This is a genomic window from Nostoc sp. UHCC 0302, assembly GCF_038096175.1.
Taxonomy (GTDB): Bacteria; Cyanobacteriota; Cyanobacteriia; order Cyanobacteriales; family Nostocaceae; genus UHCC-0302.
This window is the reverse complement of the sequence record NZ_CP151099.1, coordinates 2,337,471-2,362,398: the sequence shown is the minus strand read 5'-3', so window position 1 is coordinate 2,362,398 and position 24,928 is coordinate 2,337,471. Positions and strand designations below refer to the sequence as shown.

The 24,928-nt window shown below is 40.5% G+C and carries 17 protein-coding genes; 9 read left to right on the top strand and 8 right to left on the bottom strand.

The genetic code is table 11. The annotated features are described in order from the left end of the window. Nucleotides 1-558: 558 nt before the first annotated feature. The 4 genes from WKK05_RS09790 to WKK05_RS09775 all read right to left on the bottom strand — a co-directional run bounded on the left by WKK05_RS09790 (nt 559) and on the right by WKK05_RS09775 (nt 5,708). The gene (locus WKK05_RS09790; protein ID WP_341529538.1) at nt 559-1,119 is read right to left on the bottom strand and encodes a general stress protein; all 561 of its coding nucleotides are present in this window, start codon (nt 1,117-1,119) and stop codon (nt 559-561) included. 151 nt (nt 1,120-1,270) lie between these two features. After that, a complete protein-coding gene (locus WKK05_RS09785; RefSeq protein ID WP_341531056.1) occupies nt 1,271-1,471 on the bottom strand; it encodes a chlorophyll a/b-binding protein in 201 nt (66 codons plus the stop codon). A gap of 567 nt (nt 1,472-2,038) precedes the next feature. Beyond that, nucleotides 2,039-4,165: a glycogen debranching protein GlgX gene (gene glgX, locus WKK05_RS09780; RefSeq protein ID WP_341529537.1), complete on the bottom strand. Its 2,127-nt coding sequence runs from the start codon at nt 4,163-4,165 to the stop codon at nt 2,039-2,041. 514 nt (nt 4,166-4,679) lie between these two features. Then, the gene (locus WKK05_RS09775) at nt 4,680-5,708 is read right to left on the bottom strand and encodes a zinc-binding alcohol dehydrogenase family protein (protein WP_341529536.1); all 1,029 of its coding nucleotides are present in this window, start codon (nt 5,706-5,708) and stop codon (nt 4,680-4,682) included. Nucleotides 5,709-5,799: 91 nt separating this feature from the next. On the opposite strand from WKK05_RS09775, the gene WKK05_RS09770 reads away from it, so the two are divergent. The 7 genes from WKK05_RS09770 to WKK05_RS09740 all read left to right on the top strand — a co-directional run bounded on the left by WKK05_RS09770 (nt 5,800) and on the right by WKK05_RS09740 (nt 13,728). After that, a complete protein-coding gene (locus WKK05_RS09770; RefSeq protein ID WP_341529535.1) occupies nt 5,800-8,904 on the top strand; it encodes an EAL domain-containing protein in 3,105 nt (1,034 codons plus the stop codon). 423 nt (nt 8,905-9,327) lie between these two features. After that, on the top strand, nt 9,328-10,131 hold the full coding sequence (locus tag WKK05_RS09765; RefSeq protein ID WP_341529534.1) for a hypothetical protein: 804 nt from the start codon (nt 9,328-9,330) through the stop codon (nt 10,129-10,131). Nucleotides 10,132-10,329: 198 nt separating this feature from the next. Beyond that, complete coding sequence (locus WKK05_RS09760; protein ID WP_341529533.1) at nt 10,330-10,683, top strand: hypothetical protein; 354 nt, start codon at nt 10,330-10,332, stop codon at nt 10,681-10,683. 590 nt (nt 10,684-11,273) lie between these two features. Then, on the top strand, nt 11,274-12,167 hold the full coding sequence (locus WKK05_RS09755; protein ID WP_341525207.1) for a transposase family protein: 894 nt from the start codon (nt 11,274-11,276) through the stop codon (nt 12,165-12,167). Nucleotides 12,168-12,293: 126 nt separating this feature from the next. Then, complete coding sequence (locus tag WKK05_RS09750; RefSeq protein WP_341529532.1) at nt 12,294-12,425, top strand: hypothetical protein; 132 nt, start codon at nt 12,294-12,296, stop codon at nt 12,423-12,425. A gap of 18 nt (nt 12,426-12,443) precedes the next feature. Continuing rightward, nucleotides 12,444-13,229: an SAM hydroxide adenosyltransferase gene (locus tag WKK05_RS09745; RefSeq protein ID WP_341529531.1), complete on the top strand. Its 786-nt coding sequence runs from the start codon at nt 12,444-12,446 to the stop codon at nt 13,227-13,229. A 244-nt stretch (nt 13,230-13,473) separates the two neighbouring features. Then, nucleotides 13,474-13,728, top strand: coding sequence for a threonine dehydratase (locus WKK05_RS09740; protein WP_341529530.1), 255 nt, complete (start codon nt 13,474-13,476; stop codon nt 13,726-13,728). Nucleotides 13,729-13,915: 187 nt separating this feature from the next. On the opposite strand, the gene WKK05_RS09735 is transcribed toward WKK05_RS09740, so the two are convergent. Continuing rightward, the gene (locus WKK05_RS09735; protein ID WP_341529529.1) at nt 13,916-14,599 is read right to left on the bottom strand and encodes a RibD family protein; all 684 of its coding nucleotides are present in this window, start codon (nt 14,597-14,599) and stop codon (nt 13,916-13,918) included. Between the two features lie 145 nt (nt 14,600-14,744). On the opposite strand from WKK05_RS09735, the gene WKK05_RS09730 reads away from it, so the two are divergent. Further along, on the top strand, nt 14,745-15,443 hold the full coding sequence (locus WKK05_RS09730) for a rhomboid family intramembrane serine protease (RefSeq protein WP_341529528.1): 699 nt from the start codon (nt 14,745-14,747) through the stop codon (nt 15,441-15,443). Between the two features lie 278 nt (nt 15,444-15,721). After that, nucleotides 15,722-18,403, top strand: coding sequence for a PAS domain S-box protein (locus tag WKK05_RS09725; RefSeq protein ID WP_341529527.1), 2,682 nt, complete (start codon nt 15,722-15,724; stop codon nt 18,401-18,403). 15 nt (nt 18,404-18,418) lie between these two features. On the opposite strand, the gene WKK05_RS09720 is transcribed toward WKK05_RS09725, so the two are convergent. From WKK05_RS09720 to bioF, 3 genes are all read right to left on the bottom strand, one after another. Next, nucleotides 18,419-18,721, bottom strand: a complete 303-nt coding sequence (locus tag WKK05_RS09720; protein ID WP_341529526.1) for a hypothetical protein — start codon at nt 18,719-18,721, stop codon at nt 18,419-18,421. 264 nt (nt 18,722-18,985) lie between these two features. After that, nucleotides 18,986-23,236, bottom strand: a complete 4,251-nt coding sequence (locus tag WKK05_RS09715; protein WP_341529525.1) for a response regulator — start codon at nt 23,234-23,236, stop codon at nt 18,986-18,988. A gap of 319 nt (nt 23,237-23,555) precedes the next feature. Next, nucleotides 23,556-24,734 carry an 8-amino-7-oxononanoate synthase gene (gene bioF, locus WKK05_RS09710; protein WP_341529524.1) on the bottom strand — a complete coding sequence of 393 codons (1,179 nt, stop codon included), beginning with the start codon at nt 24,732-24,734 and terminating at the stop codon, nt 23,556-23,558. Between the last annotated feature and the right edge of the window lie 194 nt (nt 24,735-24,928).

The window sequence follows — 24,928 nt, the reverse complement described above, 5'->3', positions numbered from 1 at the left end:
AGCGCTTGGGAGTAATTACTCATTTACAAGCTGAAATTCTTCATTTTCCCAATATTTATGTCTTTAGATAGATATTCTCTAAAACTAAAGATACATGATTTTTTACTTACATTTTGTATTAAAAACTAAAAAAAGCGGGAAAAATGTGTTTCTCGCTACAATTATTACAGAGGACATCTCTAAGCGCTGTTGTATACACTCATAGGGCAAAGCCGGAGGCTCCAAAAATTCCAGCCTGATTATCAGCCATCAGTGGTGTCACAGTTAGCGCTTCGCTTGAATGCAGCAATCCTGTTAATGAGACCAATTTTATAGTACAATTGTTCTGATAAGTGATAATAGCACGTAACACCCCCGGTTTATTACCGGGGCTTTCTGTTTAATAAGTAACCCAGATGCTGATTGTAGACAACTCTAGATATCAATGGAGCGAGCGTCTAAAGAGCATCTCTGAGGATTGTTATAGATAAATTCGTAAAGCTCGCTCGCATCTAGAAGGCTCACTAAAGCAACTTCTGTTCAAAGTGCGAACGAGATACAGTACAGCAAATATTTAGCTTATCGACTTTCAGTTTGGGGGGAATCATAAATACCCCAATATTGAATACCTTGCTCGCGTAATATTGCTTCAGCACGATGAATTTCTGCTTCGTTGCCCTCTAATATGAGCAAATAGTAACTTTGTTGAAGGCGATCGCTATAAACTCTAGCTCGTTCTTCGGGGATGCCTAAATCAGTTAATGCTTTCACTAAATTCTGATTTGCTGCTGCTCCTACAGCAACACCTGCCACGCTAGTAACTAATGCTACACCGACGGAACCTGCTGCTAAGACAGCTCCTAAGCCAGGAAGTGCCAGACTACTCAAACCAACTAACACGCTACCCCAAGTAGTTGCTGTGAGTGTATCCCCTACTGCTCCTGTTGTGTTTACATCTTGATCACCAATGCGATCGCTTATCTCTGCTTCGCCTAGTTGTTCGCCCTGCTCTACATCTTTAGCAATGACAGAAACTTTCTCTACAGGAAAGTTTGCAGTTCTCAATTCATTAATTGCCTGCTCTATTTCTTGAGAATTGGCAAATACTCCTACTGCACGTATAGTGTCTTTAGTTATCATATTTTCCTCGTTCGCAATTTTATTTATTAGTGCGTCCATCTTTAACTCCAGCCTTAGACTCTACTTCACGAGTAGGTTAAGTATTTAAGACGCTACTAAGTTGTTGATTGAACTAATTTTCCCCAAAAGGGAATAAATCATGAGTAAAGGCTTAGCGAATTAAGTGGAGTACGTCACGTACTAAACTATAACTAGCTAAATCCCAGAATAGGTAAGCAACAAAGCCAATCATCGCTAAACGCCCATTCCAGAGTTCTTGTTGAGGGTTCCAACCAAAAATCCAGGCATTGCGATCAGCGCCGTTATAGGCTTTAGCTTCAGTAGGTAACTCAGTAGTTTTATTAGTATTCAGTTGCCATTTAAAATTCCCCCGATAACTCTACTCAACTAAAATGTTACATATGATTACGTTTGCAGTTCTCTGTCTATCGGGGAATTTAAAAACGTCACAGGAAGTATCTCTAGATATTCTGTAAATTTTAAAAGTTTTATCAAGAAATATCAGGATTTTTATCTAGCAAATCTAGCAAAATCTCATGTATCGGCATCTACTTACCTGAACCTCAGTTTTTAATTTAAATGATGGAATCTGCTGATGTACTTTTTACAGCAGAATTCAGAATTAAGGAGCGGAGCCGGAGACGCTCGCGGCTTGGCGTCAGAATTCAGAGTAAAAATGTAGGGGTTTGAGCAATACGTTTCGGATAAGCAGGGGAGGCAGGGGAAGCAGGGGGAGAATTGGAGGAAATATTGAAGGCATTTTTTAATTCTTCTTCCATTTCCTCCCCTGCCCCTCTACTCCCCCCGCCTGCCTCAACCAAAAAGTTCCTTAACCGAAAGGTATTGGGGGTGTGAGCATCTACCTCTCAATAAAATCGATGAATTTTGTAGAGACGTTGCATTACAACGTCTCTATTTGTTAACCAATCAGCCGTAACACGACAAGCGATCGCTCTGTAACAGGTACAGTTTGATTCCCTGAAACCAACTTCCCTGGCTGGATAAACCGAGGTTCATTAGTATCAATTACTATTTCCAATACTCTTTCTTTAAGCCCATCTGGTAGGGCAAAGTCAATCATCTCGTAGTGAGCGTTAAAAAATAGTAGAAAACTCTCATCAATAATTCGCTCACCTTGAGGCCCTGGAGTAGTAATTCCCTCTCCATTCAAGAAAATTTCTAATACTTTGGCGTAACTAACTAGCCACTGTCTTTCGGTCATTTCACTGCCATCAGCATTAAACCAAGCAATATCACTAATCCCAAAACCGTGAATCGGGCGACCTTGGAACCACTTACGCCGCCGAAATACTGGATGCTGATGGCGGAAATAAATTAGTTCGCGTGTAAAGTCTAATAAGTCTGCGTTTGCTTTTTGCAAGTCCCAGTGACGCCAAGCAATTTCATTATCTTGACAGTAGGCATTATTATTACCCTTCTGAGTACAGCCAATTTCGTCTCCTTCTAGCAGCATTGGAACACCCTGAGACAGCATTAGGGTTGCTAGAAAGTTGCGCCGTTGACGTTCCCGTAAGCGCAATACTTCCGGGTCATCAGTTTCGCCTTCTACACCACAATTCCAGGATCTGTTATGGCTTTCACCATCACGATTATCTTCGCCGTTGGCTTCGTTGTGCTTTTCGTTGTAGCTGACCAAATCGTTAAGGGTGAAGCCATCGTGAGCAGTTATAAAATTAATGCTTGCATTCGGATTACGCCCGTTTGTTTGATATAAGTCAGGGCTACCAGTGAAACAGTAAGCAAATTGCCCTAAGCTATTATCTTCACCGCGCCAGAAATCTCGTGCAGTATCTCGATACCTACCATTCCACTCAGACCAACGCAGCGGAAAGTTACCTACTTGATAGCCGCCTTCTCCCAAATCCCAAGGTTCAGCAATTAGCTTGACATCTGCCAAGATTGGGTCTTGGTGAATAATATCAAAGAAAGCTGAGAGATTATCTACTTCATATAATTCTCGCGCCAGTGCCGAAGCTAAATCAAAGCGAAAGCCATCGACGTGCATTTCTGTCACCCAATAGCGTAAGCTATCCATAATTAACTTCAATACTTGGGCATGGCGTACATTCAGAGAGTTACCACAACCTGTAAAGTCCATGTAGTAGCGAGGATCATCCTTGACCAAGCGGTAGTACACTGCATTATCAATGCCTCGCAGCGACAGTGTTGGGCCTAAATGATTGCCTTCGCCAGTGTGATTGTAGACCACATCTAAAATCACTTCAATTCCCGCAAAGTGCAGAGCCTTGACCATTTGCTTGAATTCTGTCACCTGCTCTCCGAGAGTTCCACTCGCGCTGTAGCTAGAGTGGGGTGCAAAGTAGTTGATGGAATCGTAGCCCCAGTAGTTGCTTAGTCCTGTTTCGGCTAAATGTCCCGGATTGGACAAAAAGTGATGCACAGGCATTAGTTCAACTGCTGTAATTCCTAATTGCTGTAAGTGTTGAATTGCTGCTGGATGTACCAACCCAGCATAAGTACCACGCAATTCTTCTGGAATATCTGGATGTAGCTTGGTAAAACCTTTGACATGAGTTTCATAAATCACAGTTTCGTGCCAAGGTCTGTATAGCAGTTTGTCATCTCCCCAATCAAAGGATTGATCAACGACAATACACTTTGGCATTATTTTGGCATCATCTAGTTCACAAAAAGCTAGGTCTTTTTCAGGACTATCCAAAGAGTAGCCAAAGATAGCTGGATCATTACTAATCTCACTCTCAATTGCTTTAGCATAAGGGTCAATTAGTAGTTTGTTGGGGTTAAAGCGATGGCCTACCTCTGGGGCCCAAGGGCCATGTACTCTAAAACCATACCGTTGCCCCGGCCCCACTCCTGGTAAATAACCGTGCCAAACGAAATTGTTTTTTTCAGTTAAAGGTAAGCGGATCTCTTCGTCATCGGTATCGAATAAACAAAGCTCTACACCAGTTGCATTCTCTGAAAATAAAGCAAAGTTTGTGCCTTTACCATCCCAACTAGCACCTAAAGGATATACATTCCCCGGCCAGACAGCTACATACATAGATAGACTTCCAATAACTAATTTTTGCTATTATTCAAAAACTTTCGATGTGTTTCAAGCAATTAATTAAAATAAGCTTTTTTAAAAACTAAAGTCACTAATTTTAAATGGAATTAAGCAAAATGTTTTCATTCAAAACTGATGCTTTTTAGTTATCAGTATTCAGAAACCTTGTAAATTTAAGAAATATATTAACCTAGTAATATAGAAATTTTACATATGCGATATATAAGATCAGTTATCAAGGACATTTGCGATATTACAATTATTAACTTTGGTTTATTTCTATCTATAGATATAGCTTTGTTATCTAACCTTGATATTTCTAGTTGCATGACATCTAACAGTTTTACTCGTCTTAAGGAGTATATGTTTTGATAAAATTTCATCCAAATGGATGAAAAGATTACAAATGCATTCTGTCCAAGGAAATAGACTAGATCATGCAATTCAGGAGCTACTCATCTGCTTCGGGACGTAGAGATGTATGCCCCTAGGCATTTAACTGAAGTTGTTAGCTATTTATTCCAGAAAGCACTAATTTACCAATCGTTCTCCCAGATTCAAGCTCAGTATGTGCCTTGGCTAGGTTTACTGTATTTAGTGAACCCAAATTTTTGGTCATAGTTGTTTGTATAATCCCTTGAGTAACTAGCTCACCTACTTGATTTAACAAGTCGTGTTGAGATTGGATATCTTCTGTTTCATATACGGGCTTGGTATACATAAACTCCCAAACAAATGTTACGCTTTTCCACTGCAAAACATTCATATTCAAAGGTTGTTTCGTTTCAACAATAGAACAGATTTTTCCTTGCGGTTTAATCACATCTGCCATATTTTGTAGATGCTGTTCTGTATCGTTAAAACAGAGAATGTAATCAACTTCTTTGATTCCAATAGTCTCTAGTTCTGTCTTGAACGGTTGATGGTGATTGATTGTGTAATCAGCACCCATTTTTTTGCACCAATCTATGGTTTCGGGTCTAGATGCTGTGGCAATAATGACCAGCCCTGCAACCTGTTTCGCTAGTTGGATAGCGATAGAACCTACACCCCCTGCACCACCAATAATCAATACTTTGGAGGCTTGATTTTTAGATGTTTTTTGTGGTTCAATTCCTAATCGCTCAAATAAGGCTTCCCAAGCGGTAATAGTTGTTAATGGAAGTGCTGCCGCCGCTTCAAATGTAAGATTAATAGGTTTCTTGCCGACTATGCGTTCATCAACTAGTTGATATTCACTGTTGCTACCAGGACGAGTGATGCTGCCTGCGTAGTAAACTTGATCACCAGGTTTAAACAAAGTTACTTCATTGCCAACCGCTTCCACAATTCCGGCAGCATCCCATCCTAGAATTCGCGGCGTTGTTTGTTTTTCTTTGATAGACGAGCGGACTTTGTAATCAACTGGGTTAACAGAAATTGCTTTGACGCGAACCAGTAAATCTCTGCCACTTGGTTGTGGTATTTCGATATCAATCTCAGTAAAACAGTCGGGGTTGCTAGTTTCTCGATATTCGTATGTAGCGATCGCTTTCATGATTCCTCCCTGTAACTATAATAATCAATGTGATATTTAGCTATTAACAGCCGATTTGTAGCTTCAAACTATTTATTAAAACTGTCTATAGATGCTACCGCAGATTTTCTCGTCTCTAATTCCTAAAGAACTATTGAGAGTGCCACTACGTGTAGCTCTTGTAGTACCTTTTGTCTTGCAAATCTCTGCTGCTGTAGGGCTAACAGCATTTTTTTCCTTGAAAAATGGTCAGAAAGCTGTGAATGAAGTTGCTACCGAACTGATAAATGAAGTTACAACTCGGATTCATCAACATATTACAGATTATATGAAAACACCTCAACTCGTCACTGAAATTAACGCTAATGTGATGCGTTTTGGCGAGTTAGATTTTAGTAATGAAAAGAGCTTAGAACAGCATCTATGGTATCAGATGCAGTTATTTAAATCTTTAAGCCCTATTGCATTTGCCAATGTACAAGGAGAAATTTATTCAGTTGATCGCCTTAATAATGGCTTGTTAGTAATCAGAATATTAAACCAATCAACTGGTGGTAGATACCATACTTACAGTACTGATAACCAAGGTAATCGTGTTAACTTAATTCGAGTTAGCACAACCTTTGATCCCCGTACTCGTCCTTGGTATACAGAGGCTGTAAAAGCAGGTAAACCTACTTGGAGCGCAGTTTATCCCTATTTCTCTTCATCTGGACTAGCGATTAGCGCCACACGGCCTGTTTATAACAAAACAGGTACTTTATTAGGAGTTACAAATGCAACTCTATCTCTTTCGCAACTGGATGATTTTTTGCAAAAATTCAAGATTGGTCGCTCAGGAAAGACATTTATTATCGAGCGTTCTGGAGATTTGGTAGCAAGTTCATCAGTTGAGCAGCCTTTTGTTCTGAGTCAGGAGTACGGAGGTTTTGAAAGGAGAAAGCCTCCGCTTGGACTTTCCGCTTCGCTGAAGTTTCTCAAAGGAGAGCCGAAACCCAGACGACTAAAAGCGATCGCCAGCAGCGATCATGTTATTCGGTTAACAACACAGCATTTACTCAAAGAGTTTGATAACTTTAGCAACATTGATCAAAGCCATCAGATAAACTTCAAAATTGATGGTCAGCGGCAATTCATTAAATTAATGCCATTTACAGATAGCTACGGGCTAAATTGGGTGATTGTCGTAGTGGTTCCAGAAGCTGACTTTATGGAGCATATCCAAGCCAACACACGAACTACGATTTTGCTGTGTTTAGGAGCATTTATCCTGGCTATAGTAACAGGAGTTATTACCTCCCATTGGATTAGCCAGCCAATTTTTCGCTTAAGTTTAGCCTCAAAGGCGATCGCTAATGGTAATTTAGACCAAACCGTTACAGTAGAAGGCATAAACGAACTTAGAGTTCTCGCTCAGACTCATAACCAAATGGCTGATCAATTAAAAAAATCCTTTGCTGAACTGGTAGAGGCTAACAGACAGCTAAAGGATGAAATTGGTGAGCGTCAGCAGGTGGAAGAGGCGCTGCGCCTAAGCGAACAACGATTTCGATTAGCAGTTGATAACTTCCCACATCCATTTGTGATTTATGATGCCGAGCGGCGGTTGCAATTTGTCAATGCTTTCGGAGTTAACCGCAGTGGTTATACTGAGTCAGCACTTTTAGGCTACAAAGACGAAGAATTATTTCCACCGGAAGTCACAAATACCTATCTCCCACTCCTGCAAAAAACAGTAGAGATGCGTACCTTGCAAACCGGAGAATGCAAAATCAATTTGCCTGGTGGGCCATTCACCATCGTTGTCACCTATGTGCCGCTTTTGAATGAACATGGAGAAATTCACCAGATTTTCGGACACACCCATGACATTACTGAGCGCAAACGGGCAGAAGAACAGCTACTGCATAATGCATTTCACGATGCACTAACAAGTTTACCAAATCGAGCTTTATTTATAGAGCGCTTAAAATCTGCACTCCAACGAGCTAAGCGACAGGAGAATTTTTTATTTGCTGTACTGTTTTTGGATCTGGATCGGTTTAAAGTAATCAATGATAGTCTGGGACATTTACTTGGAGACAAATTTCTACTCGCAATAGCAAATAGGTTGCGATCGTGCATAAGCTACCAAGATACAGCTGCCCGGATTGGGGGAGATGAATTTACAATCTTGCTTGAAGACATCCGAAATGTGTCAGACGCCATAGGAGTGGCTGAAAAGATTCAACAACAACTGGCACTACCTTTTGAGCTTGACGGGCAAGAAGTGTTTACAACAGTAAGTATTGGCATCGCTTTGAGTTCTACCGTGGAATATAACCAACCAGAAGACTTGCTCAGAGATGCTGATACGGCGATGTACCGAGCCAAGGCGCTAGGCAGAGCGTGCCATAAACTATTCAACCCAAATATGTATACTAATGCTCTGTCCAGATTGCAGTTAGAAACAGATTTGCGTCGAGCAATTGAACGCCAAGAATTTCGGGTTTATTACCAACCGATTGTTTCACTCAGCAGCGGTAGAATTTTAGGTTTTGAAGCTCTGCTTCGCTGGCAACACCCAGAGCGTGGTCTAGTTTCTCCAGATGATTTTATCCCCTTAGCAGAAGAAACGGGATTGATTGTTGAGATTGGTTACTGGGTGCTGTATGAGTCGTGCCGCCAGATGCAAGCTTGGCGGCTACACGAGTTCACAAACTCGCCTGAAAAAATCAGCGTAAATCTTTCTGTCAAGCAATTTTCCCAGCCGAATTTGATTGAGCAGATTAAAAAAATTGTGCATTCGACTGGTCTTGATGCTTTCTCTCTCGTACTAGAAATTACTGAAAGCGTAATTATAGAAAATAGCAATGAGTTAACTGCTGCTTTATGGCAACTTCAACAGATGGGGATTGGGTTATCTATTGATGACTTCGGTACTGGCTATTCCTCATTAGGTCGCTTGCATGACTTTCCAATTAATGTATTGAAGATTGACCGTTCTTTCGTTAGCTCACTAGATGCTAATGGTGGTAGAAATTTAGGAATGATTGAGATAATTGTGACACTAGCACACAAACTCGGCATGAATGTGATTGCTGAAGGAGTCGAGACAAACGAGCAACTAACCTTTCTGAGAAAGTTGAACTGTGAGTATGGGCAGGGATATTTATTTTCCCACCCATTAGATAGCTTGGCAGCGACAGCATTAATCGCGGCGAATCCTCAATGGTGAAGGTTCTTTAATGCATATATAGAATTTACTTGAGCCATTTGGCGCAATATTAGCACTACTGTTAAATATCATTTATCTTTGTGTGATGTCGTATTCGGGAAAAAACTTATAATTAGGCTCGTAGTTGCGCTTGAGCGCCATACATAACTCTTGCGCTCAAGCGCAATTACAAACATACATTTTATTTATAAGTAACTAATCGGACTTGAGATTAGTCCTAATTATTAGTCTTCAACCGAACCTGATATAACTCTATTCCGTAAGGCAGTGTGCATAGCTTACTCTTGGACGATATCAGTTATCTATTTTGTCTACTAAGATACTAAGTGTTTAGTTTTAAATTAAGCCCTTGTTTGCAAAATAGGGGAATAAAACCCTTTCTAACCGTTTCTTTCTAACTTCACGGAGCTAAAGATTATAGATATGACTAATAAAGAGCTAGAAACTTTAAAAAAGCTAGCCTCCAACCAATCTTATGAAAGTTTAGGACAGCCTTTACCACCGCTAGACTCAGCGACTAACTTACTTGGCGAAAAGCCTAGACGAAATATGAGTTGGTGGTTATTAAAGGTATCATCTATTGTGGGTTTACTATATCTATTATATGTTGTTATTATTCCTCTTCCAAATTCTCAACAAAATCACAGGATTGGGAATACAGAAATTATTATATTTAGTTTAATTCTACTATTTAATTCAGGTTTATTGGATAACGTAGAGGATATTTCAATTTCCGGTACTGGAATTGCACTCAGAAGATTAAAACAAGAAGTTAAGGATGATATTAATAAGCTACAAGATGAGCAAATTGCAGAACTAAATAGTCAACAAAGACGTATTGACTTGCTTCAAGAACAACAATCAGCAACACTTAAATTCTTAGTTAGGTATCTTATCGATGGTAATGAACTAAAACATCTCCTAAAACTTAACTCTGGAGAAAAATCTAACTCTCAATTCAACGATAACTTAGCGAAGGAACTTAGGCATCTTCGCGCTATGGGATTCATTAATAATTTTGCAGGCAAGGGAATTACAAAACTTCAAGAGGACGGTGAAGGAGATTTAAGTAATTATTTCCATATCACAGAAGAGGGGAAATCGTACCTAGCTTTGAGAAACAGTTTAGGAATTAATGAAATTCCGGGAATTGGCGAAGACGGAAGATGGCATCAAGACCTCAGAAATATTACTGATCAACAAGAGGCATCAGAAGTTAGGCGTTAGTAATTACCTAGTAGAGTTGTTGCAAAAATCTATTTACAAAATAAGGCTGTTTTGAGTAACGCTAGCACTGCGTGCAGTGACAAATCCCTTACTAAAGACAGTTAGGTTTTCTTTCTATAGAATGTAGTAGGAGTCATAGCGAAAGTTTACCATATGACCACTTATATGAATCCTATTTACATATCAGGGTGACAACAAATGGTTAATCACAAACAAATCGTTTACCATCCAATACAATCAGAGCATCTAGAGCCTGGAGACAGAGCTAAATTATTTATTCATAATCATGATAATCTTAGGCATTTTAGAACACAGCAAACTCTTGCTTCGCGTATTCTCAAAGCGATCGCAATTTCCTCTATCTTAAGTGCTGGCTTTTTCGGGATAGGTGCGTTGGGATGTTGGGGGTTAGAGATTTTCGACGTTAACACAAAACTGACGATAGTTAATAAACAAGATTGGCTCGCACGCAAGCATATTTGTTTGGGTTGGATGCTAGTTGGGTTTTCTAGCTTTCTTGCTAGTGCTTCGTTTGATGAAAAGCCTCTCTGACGATGGTAATTAAACTAACCACAGGAGAGATTCGGCAATTTTACAGAAATGTCAGCATATTTTAAGACTTGTATAAGGTATTCTAGAGTAACGCCAGATTTAACTTTCTCCAAGTACTTCTCTATCTAAAACGACACTTTGCTAAATTATTTTGTAATCGTTCTTTGTCAAAGTGATTGGAGCTATTGAAGAGTATAAATAATATCACTCAATCAGCAGAGGAGTTAGAATATGCTTGAACCAAATACACTATCCAGCAACAAACTTTATATCTTCCGAGGTCAGCAACTGCGTTACAGCCATCCCTCAAGTTGTAAAGTGCAGTCCCGATACGTATTCATCGACTCAAAGGGGAAGCGCAAGGAATTAGGAGCGCTCTTTGTACGAAGGGAACTTCAGGAAAGTACAGAACTTGCGGAAAAATAATCCGGTCAGTGGGTAAAGCCTTTCTCCTAACAGAGATGCTGCGTAAACAAATATAAATTCCCTACAGCGTAGCGTCTTTCAAAAAACTTGTCCGAAATATTAACTTAGGAAAAGAAAAATGGTAAAACGTTAGATTGGGCGTCTACCATTTTCCACAATTAGTTATGATTTTAGATTATATACAAAAGTATCCACTACGAACAAAACAGATTTTAGGGATTAGTTACGAACAATTGCAATCACTGCTAAATTGCGCCTTAAAACGAAATCGATACATCAAAGCTAAACAAGAGAGTCATAAAATTAGAATTAATGCGGCTGGTGGTGGTCGTCCCGAAAAGTTATCAACCGAAGAACAAGTATGTTTATGTCTATTTTATCTAAGACAGATGCCAACATTCCAAGTATTAGGAATGCTATTTGGTGTTTCCAAAACCGAAGCTAATGATACATTTCACGACTGGATACCAATTCTTCGTGATATATTACCTGCTAGTTTATTAGAACAAGTATCAAATAATGAAAGTGATTTACTATTTGTTCAAGAAGTATTAACAAATTTTAGGCTATTAGTCGATAGCTTAGAACAGCCAATATATAGGGATTCTGACCAAAAAGAGCAACAGAAATATTTTTCTGGAAAGAAGAGACAACATACATTAAAAAGTCTGATAATTGGCATACCAGAAGGCAAAGATATTGTAGAGGTAGAAGTAGGTGTTCCTGGGCCAACAGCAGATATAAAATTGTTTCGTCAATCTCAAAATAAATTTGATAAATCTCAACCCTTTTCAGGTGATAAAGGCTTTCAAGGAGGTGAGAATATCACTACTCCTCATAAAAAGAAACCAAAACGAGAATTAACTCAACAGCAAAAAGATGAAAATAAGGCTTTATCTAGTAATCGGATATTCATTGAACATTTGATTCGATTACTTAAAATATTCCGCATAGCCTCACAAAGATTTCGCTTAAAGCTTGAGACGTATGAGCAGATTATTTTAACAGTTTGCGGATTAGTTAGGTTAAGAATTGGTAGCTTAGTTCTGCCAACTTAGCTAGTAGCAAAAATCATAAATTTTTAGAAATTAGGAGTTAATTTTTATGCCTCTAAATTATCACTAACTATCTCAAAGCCTTATAATTACGTATTTACGAAGATATCAAAGTTTTGCCCCAAAGCTTTGAACAGTCTGGCTTTGGAATTTTCGGACAAGTCTAAAGGAGAAGGCGATCGCATCATTAAACAACGAATTACTCAAAATGCTACCAGAGAGCTAAGACTGATTCTTTCTGTTTGTGTACCATCTTGTTGAAGATACAGGAAAAAATATATGCTGGTTCACATCATTGCAGATTATGGCTTTGGCGATTTAGCTTTTGCTGAAGTAGTGCAGCGTATTAAGCTGTATTTGCCGGATGCTGAACCAGTACTAACACCCGTACCTGCATTTTCCACACTAGCGGCGGGATTTTGCATAGCACAGTTAGGTTTAAACGAGTCACCAGCCGGGACTATTATCTATCACAATGTAGCGCCTCGCGCTGATGATGGACAGGCACGTGTCAATAATGCAGGGGAGGGTCTGGCTTTTGCACGTTTACCGACAGGGGTGCGCGTCATTGGTGTAAATGCTGGTTATGCCTTCTCTTTTGTGCGTGATGCTGCTGCTGATTTACGCTGGGCTGCGGTTCCGGCTCAAGGTTCACAGTTTCGTTCTCGTGATCTTTTTCCCCAAGCAGCAGCTGCTATTGCCTTGGGACAACCTGATGCTTTAGCTGATAAACTTCCTCCTTCAGATATACCCGGCATCCCCGATAGTTGTATTGCCTATATTGATGGCTACGGCAACTTAAAAACCACTATCCCAGAGAATACTATCAAGTCAGGCGATGGCAATATTGTGCGTGTAAAAATTGGTGACACCGAGCTAAAAGCAGTTGCTAGTCATGGCAGCTTTGCAGTCGAAGACGGACAACTAGCTCTAGCACCGGGTAGCAGCGGCTGGACGAATGCACAAGGTGCAGAAACACGTTGGATGGAACTATTCTTGCGTAGTGGCAGTGCTTGGGAGTCTTTTGCTCGTCCCAAAGTTGGCGATCGCATACATATCCTTTAGACTGCACTTATCAACATTTATTTTGGCAAAAGCTTTTGTCAAGAAATTGGGGTATAAGGGTGTGGGGTGTATCCTACTTAAGAAAAAGCGAAAGCACCAAAAACACCCCTGTTGATAGAGACTTTTGGCAAGACTATATACTTATAATATTAAGTCCAGATGTTCATAAACAATCATAAAATATACTCTTATGTTTCGTGTAACTCAAATTATTCGGAACTTGTACCTTCGTATTGAAGGCTCTTTGTCTTTTGTTTTAAATAAGTTTTTTGATTGGGTAAAAAACTTGTTTGCTTATTTTGCTAAAGTTTTTGGATTCACTAGCTCCGGTTATTTCTTAGAATCTGATGAAGCAGAAAAGACAAAGCAAGCTTCAGCTAAACAGCTAACTGAAACGGAGCAAAATAAAACTCCTGTGGCTCCAACTAGTAATCGCCGTCGTCCTAATGACAAAATGGATTACTACCTTAAGATGGCTCGTGAGATAAAAAAGAATTAAAAAAAAGTGTCGTATAACAAATAATTTGTTATACGACACTAGCAGGAAAGAGTATAAATCTCATACCAATACACTTGCTTATCTTTATGCTACATAGCCAAACATATTTGCGTGTTTCATATCTGTAGATAAGCCAGACTTTGTATTACCGTTATTACGAATACACTTTTTTCTCTGCTGAATCAAATCATTTTTTGAGTATGCGATAGTGCAAAAATAACTCATTCCCATTCTGGCGAGTTTCGATGAGTTGAAGGTTAGGCGCATCATAGGGAATAAAACCTTCTCCTTCTACGGGTGTTAACGCATCCCGTCCTCCATAAATTACAGGCCAGATAGTCAACCACCAATCGTCAATTCGCCCTGCCTGCAATAAAGTAGCTGTCAAAGAACCGCCTCCTAAAGCAATCACTTTGCGGATACCCCGTTCTTCCAGCAGGCTGTAGGCTTTATCCCAGTCTAAGTCTGTATCTCCTAGATCAATTAAGTCAGCCACTTTACTTAAGGTTGTGGTATCAGAATTACGCTCTAAACTAGTACGTGTTGTAAATATCCATCGCTCAACTTCCTGGCTAAAAAAAGGTAGAGTCGGCGCTAACTCTAGTGAACGTGAGACAACACAGGTAATCGGTTGAGGAGACTGACCACGAACTTTGCGCGCCGCCAACAATTCTGGATTTTTAATTGTATAGGTGATTTCCTCAGCGCGAATTGTTCCAGCGCCTACGATAATTAAATCTGCAAGGGAAACTTGATATTCTAGGTGTGCTTGATCAACTGGATAGGAATTAGAGGGCGCTTTAGGATCTGTAGGAGTAATTTTTCCATCAGCCGACATGGCAAGAACCAGAGTTGTTTGAATGGTTGACATGATTAGGTTCTGACCTTATACAAAGTTTTAATTTATCTTATTTTGGTGCAAGCTTACACCCCTTTTAATTGTAAAAAACCTACATTTATAAAGCAAGGAAAGCATGGCAGAATAACTAATAACTCTTGATTCTTGACAAATTCAGATGATTCCTATTAGTGATAACATTCGTTGTCGAAATCAGCCGATTATTAATTACTGGCTAATTGGTATTAACATTGCGATATTCTTGTGGGAACTCAAACTAGAATTTACTGGGGAATTGGGTAATTTTGTCAATAGTTGGGGGGTAATTCCAGCGCAGATTAGTGGGGCAATTACAAATGCTATTTCAGCCAACTCTGCTGCTTGGGTAGTTGTGTTTTTACGTTCATTTTCCCTACTTTCGGGAATATTTTTGCATGGCAGTTTTAGTCAAATATTAGGGAATTTACTATTTTTATGGGTTTTTGGTAAATCTTTAGAAAATGTTTTAGGGAGTAGCCGCTATCTAGGATTTTATTTGGCTGCTGGCATACTGACGGGAGTAGTACAAATTCTGGTTGAACCGAGTTTGACAGTACCATTGATTGGTGCGAATGGTGCGATCGCAGCTGTTTTAGGGGCATATATTATCAAGTTTCCTCAAGCAAAAATTGATACAATTTTACCCTTACTAATTGTATATATCCCTATCGAAGTACCAGCTTTTATATATGTATTTTGGTGGTTTTTACAACAGGTGTTTTATGGTATTGGCAGTTTAAATATTCCTCCTGTAGGTGTGAATCAAACTAGCATTTTACAATGGTCACAAATCGCAGGATTACTAATTGGCGCAGCTTTCATGCGATTTAAAAAATAATTTTTTAAATACCAAGCATCTTGTACTCAGGAATAGCTTTAATAGCAATAAATGTCTATATGCCTTTAGGCTAAAGTTCCTCTATACCTTTTGATGGATTGAATTTTTTCAATAAAAAACTCATACTCTTCACACAAGGGAACATATACTCTTCAATTCAATAAGTCATGGGAAAATCTCAAAACCAAGAATGAAAAAGATTTCTTCCCATTCTCCCTACTCCCCACTCCCTACTCCCTTTTTCAAGCTAGTAGTATTTAGTATGAGTGGTTTGCAAGATGCCAAATGTTGATAAAAACAACTGTGAACTCACTAATGAATTAGCATTTCTACGGCAGCGTGTAGCTGAGTTAGAACAATCAGAAATATCTTATCAACAAAGGCAAGCAGCACTAGAGCAACAGGTAAAAGAACTAGAAGTAAAACTAGCAATAACAGCACAAAATCCTTGTATTCAAGTTGCTAAGTGTAGTATACCCTGGCATCTTGAGCAAGATACGTCTATGGCTGTCAACCAACAACCAGATATAGCAGTTGTCTTGCAGCAACTTCAACAAGAAATCACAGAACGACAACAGTTAGAAGTAGCGTTGCAAGATAGTGAGCAACGGCTGCGGCTAGCCTTAGAGACTGCCCAGATGGGTTTGTGGGACTGGAATATCCTTACCAATCAAGTGGTTTGGTCGGAGAATAATGAACTGCTGTTTGGTTTGGCTCCAGGAAGTTTTGACGGTACTTATAAGGCATTTTTCAAGTGTATTCATCCTGAAGACAGGCAATCTGTAATGCAAGCGATTCGCGCTTTGCGTAACGCTCATGTCTCAGCAGAAAAAACTGATTACTATAATGAATTTCGCATAGTTTGGTCAGACCAAAGCGTACACTGGATTTCTATTAAGGGAAAATTTTTCTATGATCAACAGGGACAAGCTCTGCGAATGATCGGTATATGTAAGGATATTACTGATTGGAAGCTGGCAGAAGATAGTACCCGTCAACTAACAAATCAGGTTGAAGAACAAGCAAATATCTTAAATGCCATCCTCACAGCATCTGTAGATCACATTTATGTCTTTAACCGCAAAGGTCGCTATCAGTATGTAAGTTATGATGCAACGACAGTACTGGGTTTAAAACCCCAGGATATTATTGGTAAAACTTTGCAAGAACTGAATTTACCTAAAGAACTAATTGAGCAAGTAGATCATCAAAGACAAATAGTTATGAAAACTGGGCAATCAATCAAGGATGAGTGTGAATTTCTTGCCGCTGATGGGTTGCATTACTATGAATATATCCTTACACCATTACGCAATTTAAACCACAGCATTGAAGGTGTAATCATAGTTTCTCGTAATATTACACAACATAAACGGGTAGAAAAATCATTACGTGAAAGTGAAGCCAGATTTCGGCGGTTATTTGAATCTAACTTACTTGGGATTGCTTTTTGGACTGTGGATGGCTTCATTGTTGATGCTAATGATGCCTTTTTAAAACTAGCTGGCTACACTCGTGATGAATTTGCCACGTTAGGTAAGATTAATTGGAGAGAATTGACGCCTCCAGAGTATCAACATTTAGACGAACACGCCCTCGAAGAGGTAAGCGAAACTGGAGTTTCTAGTATTTACGAGAAAGAGTACGTTCATCGCGATGGTAAACGAGTTCCAATTGTACTGGGAATAGCTCTGTTAAATAACTCCCAGCAAAATGGGGTGGCTTTTGTACTCGATATTACTGATCGTAAACAAGCCGAGCAAAAATGCGATCGCATGTTGCAAAGAGAGCGCACAGCACGCAAAGAAGCAGAAATCGCTAACCGCATCAAAGATGAGTTTCTGGGGGTTCTCTCCCATGAACTCCGAACTCCACTCAATCCCATCTTAGGCTGGTCGAAATTACTACGCTCTCGCCAGTTTGATGAACAAACCACTAACCGGGCTCTGGAAACTATTGAACGCAACGCCAAACTCCAGACCCAGTTAATTGAAGATTTGTTGGATGTATCTCGCATCCTCCAAGGAAAATTGAACCTGAATATTTGTCCAGTAAGCTTAATTATGGTAGTTGAAGCAGCACTAGAGACGGTACGACTAGCAGCCGAGGCCAAGTCAATTCAAATTCAAACTATATTTGATCCGGCTTTAGGGCAAGTTATGGGTGACCCGAATCGCCTCCAGCAAGTTGTGTGGAATTTGGTTGCTAATGCAGTAAAATTTACACCAACAGGAGGTAGGGTAGAAATCCGATTAGTGGAAGTTGGCAAGCAAGCCCAAATAGTAGTCAGCGATACAGGTAAAGGAATTTCGCTAGACTTTTTGCCTCATGTCTTCGATTACTTTCGTCAAGCTGATAGTACAACTACCCGCACATTTGGCGGACTTGGTTTAGGACTAGCGATTGTTCGTCAAATTGTAGAAATGCATGGCGGAAACGTGCAAGCAGCAAGTCCTGGAGAAGGATTAGGCGCTAGCTTCACTGTCAAGCTCCCGCTTTTGGTCAGAAGTGAACAAGTTAGGGATAAGGAGAATGAGACTTTGGCTTTTACCCCCGAACCACCACCCCTCTCAGACACCCAAGTTTTGGTAGTGGATGATGAACCAGATATCCGCGATTTAGTGACCTTTATTTTACAAGACTACGGTGTAGAAGTAACCGCTGTGGCATCGGCACAGGAGGCACTAGAAGCACTGTCTGAATCGGTTCCCGATGTTTTAATTAGTGATATTGGGATGCCAGAAACAGACGGTTATATGTTGATGCAAGAAGTGAGACAACGATCGCCAAAAGAAGGAGGACAAGTACCAGCGATCGCTTTAACAGCTTATGCAGGAGAACTTAATCAGCAGCAAGCACTAGCATCAGGATTTCAAATGCATATCCCCAAACCAGTAGATCCAGATGAATTGGTAAAAGCGATCGCTGATTTGATTGCATCAAAGGCAAAACGTGTTTAGTCCAGAGATTAAAAACTATTTATCTTCCTGCTTAAATAGTTCCACCAAACCAACCGTGCCTACAAAAAAAGTATAAATACCATATTGCAATGGTAGCCTACTTTTTGAAGGTGCATAAATAGCTGCTATTACCCCCTCAAATAGATGAATTCCCACAATAAATCTTTCTGCCCATAAAATTGGGATAAGAATATTTAGTATTTTATTGTTATTTACTAATCTATAAATATTCCATATTTCTAAGCCAATTGCACTAGTAATAATAACTATAGATATAACTTTTATCAAATTAGCTAATGTTTTTTTATCCAACTTCAACTCATGCTCAACGCAGGTTATTTTGCTTTAATAATTATAACTGAAATAATCTCACTCAAAATCTGAAAATATTGAGTAATATCAAGTCAGATTAATTACTTATAAATAAAATGTATGTTTGTAGTTGCGCTTGAGCGCTAAATATATTCTTGCGCTCAAGCGCAACTACGATCCTATTTATAAGTATTTTACTGTATCCAATATAATTGTTTGATTAAGTTGGCAGACCGCTTAGTTTCAAAAAGTAGATTTATAAAATCGTAATTAATAATTCTGTCTACTAGGATGTTGTAATTGCAAAGCGGTTTCTACTCGTTGGTACTCTCTTTGGAGTTGTAACATGAGAGTAGAAGCACTGACTGTAGTACCAGCACGACCCATCACTTCTAGTTCTTGACATACTTGAGCCAGAGATATAGCACCGAAGGTTACACTCAACGACCTCAGAGCATGAGCAGCATTACGAAGTGCAGCAGCATCACCTTGATCAATTGCGTTACCAATTGCTACTAGCCTTTGCGGAGCATCGTTCAAATACTCATCTATGAACTCTGCAAAACTTTCAGTATTATCGCACACTATATCTTTTAGAGCTTGAAAGGTTTCGGCATCGAGCGCTGGTGTAACTTGTTCTTTTTTCTTGACAAAAGAAATGAGCTGTGTATTGTCAATAGCTGCTGACTGCAAGACGCGATAGCTATTGAAAGCTTGAACAAGAGCCTCTACACAGATAGGTTTACTAATATAATCATTCATCCCAGCATCAAGGCATTCTTCCTTATCCCCCTGCATGGCATGAGCGGTCATGGCAATAATCCAAGGTCGGCTGTTTTGTGGCCATTCCTGGCAAATTCGGCGAGTCGCTTCTAGTCCGTCCATTTCCGGCATTTGCACATCCATGAAAACTAAATCATAGGGCTGTCGGCGTAAAGCTGTGAGTGCTTCTAGTCCATTATTCGCTATGTCAGCGTGATAACCCATCCGCTCTAACATTTGTAGAGCTACCTTCTGGTTTAAAGAAACGTCGTCCACCAAGAGAATGCGTAATGGCAGCTTTTGACTCAACTGGGAATCAAATACTGATGGGAGTACTTGCGAAGGTAGTATAGATATCTCTTGTTTGTATAAACTTCTAATGAATACATCGTACAGGTGCGATCGCTTAATTGGTTGACTCAGCACAGTAACAGCGCCTAGTTTTTCTACCTCCTCTTTGTGTCTTAAGCTTTGAAAGTTACTCAGCATTACTAAGGGCAGGCTGTGATACCCTGGTAGAGAGCGAATACATGCTACCAGATTTGCACCGTCCATATCCGACATCTGTATATCTAAAACTGCGATATCAAATTGTTCTCCTGAAGTCATCAATTCCAAAGCTTGCAAACCTGACTCCACAGAGCGAACTAGCATTCCCCAATTGGAGGCTTCTAAGTTGATAACTTGTCGATTAGTAGCATTCTCACCTACCACCAACAGACGTTTTCTTGCTAAATTTGCTTGCACAACCCCAAGATCAACGACTTCGTTAGTAGAAACCGATTGAGCTATCAGTGTGAAATAAAATGTAGAGCCAACTCCCACAGAACTTTCAACCCAAATACTGCCACCCATCATTTCACACAAGCGCTTGCTGATTGCTAAACCCAATCCAGTACCACCATATTGGCGAGTCATAGATGCATCAACTTGGCTAAAAGGCTTAAATAGTAGCTCCATTCGTTCTTGGGGAATGCCAATTCCTGTATCCTTGACGGCAAATTGAATATGGTATTTGTCTTGACAAATTACTTGTTTGACTATCACAGAAACTACAACTTCTCCAACTGCTGTAAATTTGACGGCATTACTAATTAAATTCACCAGAGTTTGCCGAACTCGCATCACATCTCCGACGATGATGCTTGGGGTTTGGGGGTCAATTAGGTAGGCTAAATTTAGGTTTTTAGCAGCAGCTTGAGGCGCTAATAAGTCTAAAGCTTCTTCTATGCAATCGCGGAGGTTGAAAGGCTGTTCATCTAAATCTAATTTATCTGACTCAATCTTGGAAAAGTCCAAAATATCATTGATGATAGTCAACAAGGCATCACTACTACTGCGAATAATTTCCACAAAGTTGTGTTGTTGCGGAGTAAGTTCCATATCCAGTAATAGTCCTGTCATGCCAATAACGGCATTCATCGGGGTACGAATTTCGTGGCTCATCATCGCCAAAAATTCACTTTTTGCCCGATTTGCGCCTTCTGCCTCACGTTTTGCCTGCTCTAAAGCAAAGTTTTTCCAAGTGAGTTCTTCTCTTTGGCGGGTTTCTTGCTCTAGTAAGTCTGCCTGTGCGATGGCGATACCCAGTTGCGCTGCAACTGCTTCCAATAATTCAACTTCTTCCTGAGTCCACTGGCGAAAATGGCTACACTGGTGTACTCCAATTACTCCATTAGGTTTTCCTTGATAGGAGGTGCGGACTGCCAGCATGGACTTTAGCCCAATATCGTAGCAGATTGATTTAGCAGCTTGCATTAAAGGCTCAATGTACACATTACAAGAAGCGATCGCTTGATCCTGTAACATTATTTTCTCAGCATGAGGATTGCCAGCGATCGGAATATCTAATTTCAGCATGGATTTGTAACCAGGGACAACATATTCTGCTACTGCGGGAATTCGCGGTATGGGGTCGCTGATGTAAGAATGAATCGCACAGCGATCAACTTCAAATGCTTGTCCAATTTGAATAGCAGCCGTCTCAAAGATTTTTTTGGTGTCAAGACTTTGACGAATTTCCTGAGTAATTTGTTTGAGCAGCAGCTTGTATTGCAATTGCCTTTGCAGTGCAAGTTCGACTCGTTGACGTTCAGTAATGTCAATGGCAATTCCTCCTACCAAACAGCGATTAAGTTGAAAAATCGGAAATTTATAAACCAAAAAATCTCGAACTGTACCATCAGTACAGGGTACAGATTCCACCGCTTCTAGAACTTGGTTGATACGAGCAACTTTTTGAATGTTGTCTAGGAATTGCTGGGCAAATTGAGGCGGATAAAGCTCAAATAAAGTTTTGCCAATCGGTTCTTTTGTAGACAGTTGCACCATACGTAGGTATGGTTCGTTGACGTAGAGGGTTATCCCGTCAGTATCGGATATCCAGGCGGGTGTCGGACTACAGTTGATGAATGCTTGGAAACGCTCTTCACTCTGACGCAGCAAAATCTCAGCTTTTTTGCGTTCGGTAATGTCGTGCAGGAAACCAATGATGGCAAAAGTTTGCTCTTGTTCATCTCTTAAAGGTACTACGGTTGAGCGGCAAATTCCCTGACTGCCGTCTTTGCGGATAAAATTAATTTCATCTGACCAGCGTCCCTGCTGCTTGACTGCTTCAAGAACTATAGTGTTCAGCATTGTGGCTGTTGCTGTTTCTTCAGGATGTCGAAGAATCTCAGGAGGAGTTTTGCCTAAAACCTCCGCTTTGGTATGGCCAAATATCCTTTCAGCAGATGGACTCCAGTCTATAATCTTACCGCTCATATCCGTGATGACCACGGCATCATGCATATTTTCAAAAGTGAGGGCTTGCCGACGTAGAGTAACTTGTGCTTGTTTGAGTTCAATAATCTTGAGCGCTAGTTCTGCATTTATCGCCGCTATTTGATAATTACTCGCCTTGGTAGCTTGAGCGAAATAAGTTAATAAAGTGAGTGTGGCGGCAAATAATAACCCAGTAAATAATACAACTTTTGGCAGGAGCGATCGCAAGTTTGTTAAAAACTCTGGAGTTGGATACACTTGTACCCGCCAACTGACTCCGTACAACTCAATATTTATTTCTTGCTGCCAAGGTGACTGCTCTAAAAGTTGTAAATCTTCTCCAGAAATCAACTCTTGACCGTCAAATACCCTAATTTTGTACCCCGATGGCAGACGCACAACTGAATCCAGCAGGGGTTGAACCTGAAAAACTCCTATTATGAATCCATCAAATTTATTTTCTACAAATAGGGGTATGTATACTAAAAATCCCTTACCACCCACTACCAGATTGACTGTGCGACTCAAAGTAGCTTGACGGCGCTCGCGTGCTATTTCTAGTGCTTCCCGTCGCCGAGTTTCCTGACTTAAATCGAAATTTAGGGCTTTTTTGTTTCCAGCCAATGGCACAATCCACTTAACCCGAAAAGTTGGGTCAACCCATTCTATTGCCCGATATCCTGCGAAGTCTTTGACATAGGCTGCTGCATCTGCTTCCCATTCCTGTTGAGGAGTACCACCACGAATTTGCCAGCGTTCTCCCATGCGCTCTAATGCGAGAATACGGCTCTTCATATCGGTATTCAACTGATTTTTAATGGCGATCGCCTGCTGTTGAATAAGTTGTTTAATGTTAGTCTGTTCTTCAACTAGAAACCATTGCCAGAGTGCGATCACCGCAATTGAAACAAAAACACCAACTAGTAGTGGCAACAACACTTGTTTATTAAAATTTTTTACTGATTGATACAAGTGATATTTATGTTGCCTAACCACTTGTTTTCCCTCCAGTAATGTGTGTATTTTCGTACTAAACTTCTCTTTTAATTCATCGAAAATACAAATAGCAATAGTATACTTACGGAGAAGCGGCAAATTTCAATTGGAGAGTGGGGGAGTAGCAGTAGAGACGCGATTATACTCTTACGAGAAGCTGCACTCCCTGCGTCTACGCGTCTGTGCAGGGAGTGGGAAAGTAGGGATAGAGACGCGATTATACTCTTACGAGAAGCCGCTCTTCGAGCGTCTACGCATCTGTGCAGGGAGCGGGAGAAGAATAACTGATGATTAATCCAATGCCCAATGCCCTATTTAACTAAAAAGTCGTATCAATATAAATACTATTCAGTGTTTGTACTAATTTCTCAATATGGCTGGATTCATGAGTAGCCATCAAAGATATTCTTACCCGACTGGTTGGGACTGTGGGGGGACGAATTGCTGGAGCAAAAATCCCAGCTTGTCTAAGTTGCTTTCCCACTTGCAGCGCATCTGCGGCACTTGCTAGTTGAAAGCACAGTATAGGTGATTCTGAGGGAAGCAACTTGAAGTTTGGTAACTGCTGAAGCAATTTTTTTAAGTAATCTATATTCGACCACAATTGAGTGCGGCGTTGCGGTTCTTGTTGCATTATCTTGATTGCTGCTAACGCCGCTGCTGTATCAGCGGGTGAAAGTGCAGTGGTGTAAATCCAACTTGGTGCGCGGTTCCGCAAAAAGTCAATTAGAGTTGCACTTCCCGCTACGTACCCGCCTAAACTAGCTAAGGCTTTGCTCAAAGTGCCAATTTGAATTAATTGCCTTCCCGTACACCCAAAATATTCGACACACCCAGCGCCAGTTTTTCCTAATACCCCTGTAGCATGAGCTTCGTCGACTAGCAGCATACAGTCAAACTCATCAGCTAGATCCAAAAGTGCTGGCAAAGGACATAAATCGCCATCCATGCTGAAGATGCTATCAGTAAGAATCAAACAGCGTCGGTAGTTTTGCCGCTGCTGATTCAACTGGGTTTTTAATGCTGCGACATCACAGTGCGGATACTCCACAATTGCTGCACCGCTGAGAATCGACCCGTTTTTCAGACTAGAATGATTGTACTGGTCAGACAAGATTAAATCACGCTTGCCTGTCAGGGCAGTAATTGCACCCAAATTAGCTAGATACCCTGAACTAAAAACGACAGCATCTTCTGTTTGTTTGGTAGATGCGATCGCCTCCTCTAATTCCCTGTGTAATTCTCTATGTCCGCTCAATAATCTAGAACCAGTGCTACCAGTTCCAAACTCCTGGATAGCAGCAATTGCCGCCGCTATCACGTGCTCATTTCCAGCTAGCCCCAAATAGTCATTACTAGCAAAATTGATTACCTCTTGCCCTCCTAAAAGGACAGTTGCACCCGGACGACCCTCTATTGTTTGTACCGAGCGATACCAATTTGCCCGATGAATCGTTGCCAGAGATTCTTCTATCCAAGCGTAGGGGTCAGTCTTCATAAAAAGAGAGGAAGATCAGGGGATGAGGGAAATAACAAATGCCTAATGACGCCAGTTCTTTCAAGTCGGCAGAGCCTTGACGCTCGTACCCCTACTGGGAAGCAAGCTACGCCTTGGCATCTCCGAAGGAGAAGACTCGCTAACGGCAGTCGCTCATGCGGGAGACCCCCTTCTCTACGAGACGCTCCGGTATC